Origin of the sequence: uncultured Rothia sp. (assembly GCF_937976295.1) — a bacterium.
Classification (GTDB): domain Bacteria; phylum Actinomycetota; class Actinomycetes; order Actinomycetales; family Micrococcaceae; genus Rothia.
Window position 1 is genome coordinate 1 of sequence record NZ_CALJRY010000035.1, and the last position, 7,208, is coordinate 7,208.

Below are 7,208 nucleotides of genomic sequence, written 5' to 3' on the forward strand. Positions count from 1 at the left end.
TCTTCGCCGATTCTGATTCTTGATGATGTGTTTGCGGAGCTTGATTCTGCGCGCCGCCACCGCCTGGGCGCGATGGTTGCCGACGCAGAGCAGGTACTGATTACCTGCGCGGTGCTCAGTGATATTCCGGAGGAGCTGGGTGACTACCGCCTGGTGTCGGTGACGGCGGGGCACGCCGAGTATGTGCAGCCTGCCGCCGACTCAGTCACCGACCCTGCCGCTATCTCTGTCACTGACTCTGCGGGGCAGTCGAGCTCGACCGTTTCTGCGTTCGCGGAAGGTGGCGGTGATGAGTAATTCTGCCCGTCCCCAAAACCATGTTTCACGTGAAACATTCGATGAATTCACGCAATCGCAGTTTGCGGAGCCTCAAAACCCGCGCGAGGTTGACGGTGTGAGTGAGTTCTACCGTGACGAGGTGGACGCCCCCTCCGCCTTGCTGACCCGCATGCGAGTGGCGGCTCAAGAACGTGGCGAGGCACCCCTGAACGCCTTCTCAGCGAATAAAATCATGCGCGATTTTGGTGCGGTCATGTCCGGTACCGCCTCGAAGAAGAAATCACGGCGAGCGCAGGGCTGGGACCCCCGCGTCATGGGCGGCTATAGCGGCCCCGGAGAGAGCTCTCGCGACCCTAAGCCCCTCGGCGGCATCGTCAGTGCCCTGATTCGTTCTCGCGGCTGGAAAGAGCCCGTGGCAGTCTCTAGCGTGCTGGCTCGCTGGGCTGAGCTAGTGGGGCCTGAAATCGCGGCGCACACCCGCCCGATTAGCTTCGAAAACTCCATTGTTGAAGTCCAGTGCGACTCCACCGCCTGGACGACTCAGCTGCGCCTGATGCACGGACACCTCATCGAGCTTTTCCGTCGCGAATTGGGTGAAGGTGTCGTAGCCCAGGTTCGCGTACTGGGCCCGAACAACGGACGCTGGAATCAGCGAGGCTATCGGCGCGCGACCGGCATGCGCGGTGTACGCGACACCTACGGGTAGATGCAGCGCGTCAGAGCGGATAGAAAAATTAGGATTCGGGGCACGTTGTCTAAAACGTGCCACTTTTCTGCACCTCATGAAAGCTATAGAATCGCCGGCAAACTCTACGAAGTAGTGAACTGTACCCCCTACCTCAAGAGGGGGTTGAGGCACTCTAAACCGCCTTTGCGGGCTTTTGAGCGGGTGACAGCTCTCAAAAAGCTCAATAAATGACGCCCGTAAATGGTTTTAAGCTCTCTTGCTCGGTAAAATAAAAGAGACAATGCGTAAAGTGTGCCCACCTATGGGCACCACCGGCACCACGGGTTGTACAGGCACTTTCTGGTGCTCTTCGTGAGGCGTTCTAGGCTCCCCTCTGAGCGGCCCGCAATTTTTCTTCGCCGGTTGCATCATCTACTCAAGGAGTTCTGCCTCGTGGCATCTGAACAGAATGCATCTGAACAGCAGCATGAATACGGTGCATCCGATATTACCGTGCTGGAAGGTCTGGAAGCGGTTCGCAAGCGCCCCGGCATGTACATTGGCTCGACCACTGAGCGCGGTCTGCACCACCTGGTCTACGAGGTTGTAGATAACTCGGTTGACGAAGCGCTCGCCGGCTACGCTTCCAAAATTGACGTGACCATTCAGGCTGATGGTGCTGTCCGCGTACAGGATGACGGCCGCGGTATCCCCGTGGATGAGCACCCCACCGAGCACAAGTCCACCGTTGAGGTCGTCATGACCGTGCTACACGCTGGCGGTAAGTTCGGCGGCGGCGGCTACTCGGTTTCCGGTGGTCTGCACGGCGTGGGTATCTCCGTGGTGAACGCGCTGTCGACCCGCGTGATTACTGAGGTGCACCGCCAGGGCTACGCGTGGCATATTTCCTTCTCTAACGGTGGTGTTCCGGATGGGCCCCTGCGTAAGGGTGAGCCGTCGGATAAGACCGGTACTATCCAGACTTTCTACCCGGACCCGGAGATTTTCGAGACCGTCGAGTTCGACTTTGAGACTCTGCGTGCGCGTTTCCAGCAGATGGCGTTCCTGAACAAGGGCCTGACCATTACCCTGACCGATGAGCGTGAGAAGTTCGTCGGTGACGAGGTGACCGAAGAGGGCGAGAAGAACATCCTCAACCGCGTGCGCGCGAACGCTGACGGTTTCACGACCGTCACCTACCGTTACGATAACGGTCTGTTCGACTACGTACACTTCCTCAACGCGGGCGCGAAGACCATCGTGAACGAGGAGATTGTCTCCTTCGAATCCGAAGACACCGAGCGCAACATGAGCCTGGAAGTTGCGATGCAGTGGACCGGTGCGTACAAGGAGTCCGTCTACTCGTACGCGAACACGATTAACACCCACGAGGGTGGTACTCACGAAGAGGGTTTCCGTGCCGCTCTGACCTCGCTGGTGAACCGTTACGCGCGTGAGAACAAGCTGCTGCGCGATAAGGACGATAACCTCACCGGTGAAGACGTGCGTGAGGGCCTGACCGCGGTGATTTCGATTAAGATTTCCGAGCCGCAGTTCGAGGGTCAGACCAAGACCAAGCTGGGTAACTCGGAGGCTAAGTCCTTCACCCAGCGTGAGGTGAACGATCACCTTGGTGACTGGTTCGGTCGTAACCCCGCGGTGGCGAAGGATATCGTGCGCCGTGCTATCACCGCCGCTCAGGCGCGTATTGCTGCCCGTAAGGCACGTGAGACGACCCGCCGTAAGGGCCTGCTGGAGACCAGCTCCATGCCCGGTAAGCTCAAGGACTGCTCCTCGAAGGATCCGTCGATCTCTGAGATTTACCTGGTGGAGGGTGACTCCGCGGGTGGTTCGGCTGTTCAGGGTCGTGACCCGAACACTCAGGCTATTCTGCCGCTGCGCGGTAAGATCCTGAACGTTGAGCGCGCTCGCCTGGACCGTGCCCTGTCCAATGCTGAAATTCAGGCGATGATTACCGCTTTCGGTACCGGCATTGGTGATGACTTCGATATTGAGAAGGCACGCTACCACAAGATCGTTCTGATGGCGGATGCGGACGTCGATGGCCAGCACATTACGACTCTGCTGTTGACCCTGCTCTTCCGCTTTATGCGTCCGCTGATTGAGGCGGGTTACGTGTACCTGGCTCAGCCGCCGCTGTACCGCATCAAGTGGTCGAATGCTCCGCACGATTACGTGTACTCGGATGCTGAGCGTGATGAGGCTCTGGCTCGTGGTGCGGCGAAGAACCTGCGCCTGCCCAAGGACAACGGCATTCAGCGTTACAAGGGTCTGGGTGAGATGGACTACACCGAGCTGTGGGACACCACCATGGACCCGGCTCGCCGCACCCTGCTGCAGGTGAAGATGGAAGACGCCGCTGCGGCTGACCAGATCTTCTCTGTTCTGATGGGCGAGGACGTTGAGGCTCGCCGTGAGTTTATCCAGCAGAACGCAAAGGACATTCGATTCCTCGATATCTAGCCCGAAACGGCATATGCCCCGTATGGAATATGCCAAATAAGCTATATAGTCGAGTGAATCATTGATGAATGAGAAAGTTATGAGCGAAGAACAGCAGAATAAATCCACTGAGGTTGACGTCGTCAGCAACGGTGATGCTGAAAATGTAGGCCAGCACGGCCGCATTGAACAGGTGGACCTGCAGACCGAAATGCAACGTTCCTACCTGGACTACGCAATGGCGGTTATTATTGGCCGCGCCCTGCCGGATGTACGTGACGGCCTCAAGCCCGTGCACCGCCGCGTAATCTACGCGATGTACGACGGCGGCTACCGCCCGGACCGATCCTTCAATAAGTGCGCCCGCGTGGTTGGCGACGTGATGGGTCAGTTCCACCCCCACGGCGATAGCGCTATCTACGACACTCTGGTGCGTCTGATTCAGAGCTGGATCATGCGTTACCCGCTGGCACTGGGTCAGGGTAACTTCGGCTCCCCCGGTAACGACGGCGCTGCAGCGCCTCGATACACAGAGACCAAGATGGCCCCCATTGCCCTTGAGATGGTGCGTGACATCAACGAAGACACCGTTGATTTCCAGCCCAACTACGACGGCAAGTCTCTGGAGCCTACCGTTCTGCCCGCGCGCATCCCGAACCTGCTGATCAACGGTTCTTCGGGTATTGCTGTGGGTATGGCGACCAATATCCCGCCGCATAACTTGCGTGAGGTTGCCGAGGGTGTGGAGTGGTTCTTGAAGAACCCGCACGCGACCAATGAGGAGCTGCTGAACGCGCTGATGGCGCGCATTAAGGGCCCCGACTTCCCCACCGGTGCGCAGATTCTGGGCACCAAGGGCATTGAGGACGCGTACCGCACCGGCCGTGGCTCTATCACCATGCGCGCGGTGGTCAATGTGGAGGAAATTCACGGTCGTACCTGCCTGGTAGTCACCGAGTTGCCGTACCAGGCGAACCCGGATAACCTGGCGATTAAGATTGCTGAGCTCATCAAGGACGGTAAGGTTACCGGCATTGCGGATCTGCGCGATGAGACTTCGGGTCGTACCGGTCAGCGTCTGGTGATTGTGCTCAAGCGTGATGCTTCCCCGAAGGTTGTGCTGAACAACCTGTACAAGCACACCCAGCTGCAGGAGAATTTCTCCGCGAATATGCTCGCCATTGTTGATGGCGTGCCGCGCACCCTGTCCCTGGATGCGTTTGTGCGCCACTGGGTGGATCACCAGATGGACGTTATCGTTCGTCGTACCCGTTACCGTCTGCGTCAGGCGGAGGAAGAGGCGCACATCCTGCGCGGCCTGCTGAAGGCTCTGGATGCTCTGGATGAGGTTATTGCCCTGATTCGCCGCTCCCCCACCGCTGATGAGGCGCGTAGCGGCCTGATGGAGTTCCTGCAGATTGATGAGGCTCAGGCACAGGCAATTCTGAACATGCAGCTGCGTCGTCTGGCTGCTTTGGAGCGTCAGAAGATTCAGGATCGCCACGATGAGCTGATGCGCATGATTGCTGAGTACAACGCGATTATTGCTTCGGAGACTCGCCAGCGCGAGATTATCTCTGAGGAGCTGGGCGAGATTGTGAACCGCTACGGCGATGAGCGTCGCACCCAGATTATGTACGGCTACAACGGCGATATGTCCATGGAAGACCTCATCCCCGAGGAGGAGGTCGTGGTGACGATTACTCGCGGCGGCTACATTAAGCGCACCCGCAGTGATCAGTACCGTAGCCAGCACCGCGGCGGTAAGGGCATTAAGGGTGCCTCGCTGCGCGGTGATGATGTGGTGGAGCACTTCTTTGTGACCACTACGCACAGCTGGATTCTGTTCTTCACGAACCTGGGTCGCGTGTACCGTGCGAAGGGCTACGAGTTGCAGGAAGCCGGCCGTGACGCGAAGGGTCAGCATATTGCGAACCTGCTGGAGTTCCAGGGCGGTGAGCATATTGCTCAGGTGATGGAGCTGAAGAGCTACGAGGATGCTGAGTACCTGGTGCTCGCTACTCGCGGCGGCATGGTGAAGAAGAGCCGCCTGAGCGATTACGATACGAACCGTACTGCCGGCCTGATTGCGATTAATCTGCGTGAGGGCGATGAGGTTGTTTCGGCGTTCACCGTGTCGGCTCAGGACGATATTCTGCTGGTGTCGCGTAACGGTATGTCGCTGCGCTTCCACGCTGATGACGCGTCGCTGCGCCCGATGGGTCGCTCCACTTCCGGTGTGACCGGTATGAAGTTCCGTGAGGGCGACGAGCTGATTTCTGCGAATGTGGTCACTGAGGGCTCCTTCGTCTTCGTGGTCACTGAAGGCGGTTACGCGAAGCGTACGAGCGTGGATGAGTACCGCGTGCAGGGTCGTAATGGTTTTGGCATTAAGGTTGCTAAGCTAGTTGAGGATCGTGGCGCCCTGGTGGGTGGCCTCATTGTGGATGAAGAGGACGAGGTGCTGGTGGTTATGGCCAGCGGCAAGGTCGTTCGCTCGAATGTGAATGAGGTTCCTGCGAAGGGACGCGATACTATGGGTGTTATCTTTGCAAAGCCCGGTAAGGGCGATTCTATTATTGGTGTTGCACGCAACCAGGATCGTCAGCTGGATGATAGCGACGATGAAACTACTGAGAACGCCGAGGCTTCGGAATCTTCTGAGGTGCCCGGTATGGACAACGAGGGTGAAGCGGCAGCTGCCGATCTCACCGCTACTGGAGGTAACTAATGAGCAGCACTCCCGCGAGCTCCTCTCCTGCGTCGGCACAGCGTTCGGCGTCGGCTGGTGCATCCCAGTCTTCGGGTGCGGCTAAGGCTGGCGCGCGTCGCCCGGCTCAGTCGCGTTCGGGCCAGGCTCGTCCTGGCGGTACCGCTAAGCGTCCTGCCGGCAAGCGCCCTGTAAACGCTAAGCGTCCGACCGGTTCGCGCCGTCAGCTGGTGCGTCCGGCACCGCGTTCGAAGATTCGTCGCGCGCGTCTGGTGGTTCAGAAGGTTGATACTTGGTCGGTAGCTAAGCTGATCTTCCTGCTGTCTATTGCTCTGGGCATTGTGACTGTGGTGGCTTCGGTGATTCTGTGGCTGTTCCTGCAGGCTTCTGGCGCGTTTACCGGTATGAATCAGCTAATTAGCTCTTTGGGTACCGGTTCGACCACTGTGGATATTTCGCAGATGATTTCGCTGGGTCAGGTTGCTTTGGTGACTACTATTTTTGCTGTGGTCAACACTGTGGTCTTCACTCTGCTGGGTATGATTGGTGCGATTCTGTACAACCTGGCTGCGAAGCTGGTTGGTGGCGTGACCTTGACTCTGAGCGATGAGTCCTAGTTTGTAGCTTTTGAGCTTTGTGTGCGGGCGGTGCTGTCTCTGGTGGAGGCGGTGCCGCCCGTTCTGTATGCCCGGCTCTGTGTACCTGGGGAGGAAAGTAGTAATAAAGTGTGATGTAGAACATACTTTTTCGATTTGGTGTTACCTTCAAACACCTGTATAGTTATATCTCGTTCTACGGAAGAAATTCCGCAGAAGGAGGGCGTATAGCTCAGACGGTTAGAGCGCTTCGCTGATAACGAAGAGGTCCCAAGTTCGATTCTTGGTACGCCCACTCCACACTTTGAAAGGCAATAATGAAGAAATTATTGATTCTTACTGTTCTTTCGTGTGTCACTGTGATGGTCTTGAAAAAGTATCAGAACAATGAAGTCGTAAAGGCTTGGAAAAATAACTAAACAGTGGTTTCCGCTGAGACGGGGGCGTGGCGCAATTGGTAGCGCATCTGCTTTGCAAGCAGAGGGTTAGGGGT

The 7,208-nt window shown here is 57.5% G+C and carries 4 protein-coding genes, 1 tRNA gene and 1 pseudogene; all 6 read left to right on the plus strand.

Annotated features, from left to right (window positions below; translation table 11 throughout):
• Positions 1-297: pseudogene (locus tag Q0216_RS00930) on the plus strand (DNA replication and repair protein RecF); the annotation flags it as partial.
• Positions 290-985: a DUF721 domain-containing protein gene (locus Q0216_RS00935; protein ID WP_298592188.1), complete on the plus strand. Its 696-nt coding sequence runs from the start codon at positions 290-292 to the stop codon at positions 983-985. The pseudogene Q0216_RS00930 and the gene Q0216_RS00935, both read left to right, overlap by 8 nt.
• 414 nt (positions 986-1,399) lie before the next feature.
• Complete coding sequence (gyrB, locus tag Q0216_RS00940) at positions 1,400-3,430, plus strand: DNA topoisomerase (ATP-hydrolyzing) subunit B (protein WP_298592189.1); 2,031 nt, start codon at positions 1,400-1,402, stop codon at positions 3,428-3,430.
• 79 nt (positions 3,431-3,509) lie between these two features.
• Positions 3,510-6,140 (plus strand): DNA gyrase subunit A, encoded by a 2,631-nt coding sequence (gene gyrA, locus Q0216_RS00945; protein WP_298592191.1) that lies wholly within the window; start codon positions 3,510-3,512, stop codon positions 6,138-6,140.
• Positions 6,140-6,736 (plus strand): DUF3566 domain-containing protein, encoded by a 597-nt coding sequence (locus tag Q0216_RS00950; RefSeq protein ID WP_298592193.1) that lies wholly within the window; start codon positions 6,140-6,142, stop codon positions 6,734-6,736. Before gyrA ends, Q0216_RS00950 begins: the two co-directional genes overlap by 1 nt.
• A gap of 200 nt (positions 6,737-6,936) precedes the next feature.
• Positions 6,937-7,010, plus strand: a tRNA-Ile gene (locus tag Q0216_RS00955).
• Positions 7,011-7,208 lie beyond the last annotated feature (198 nt).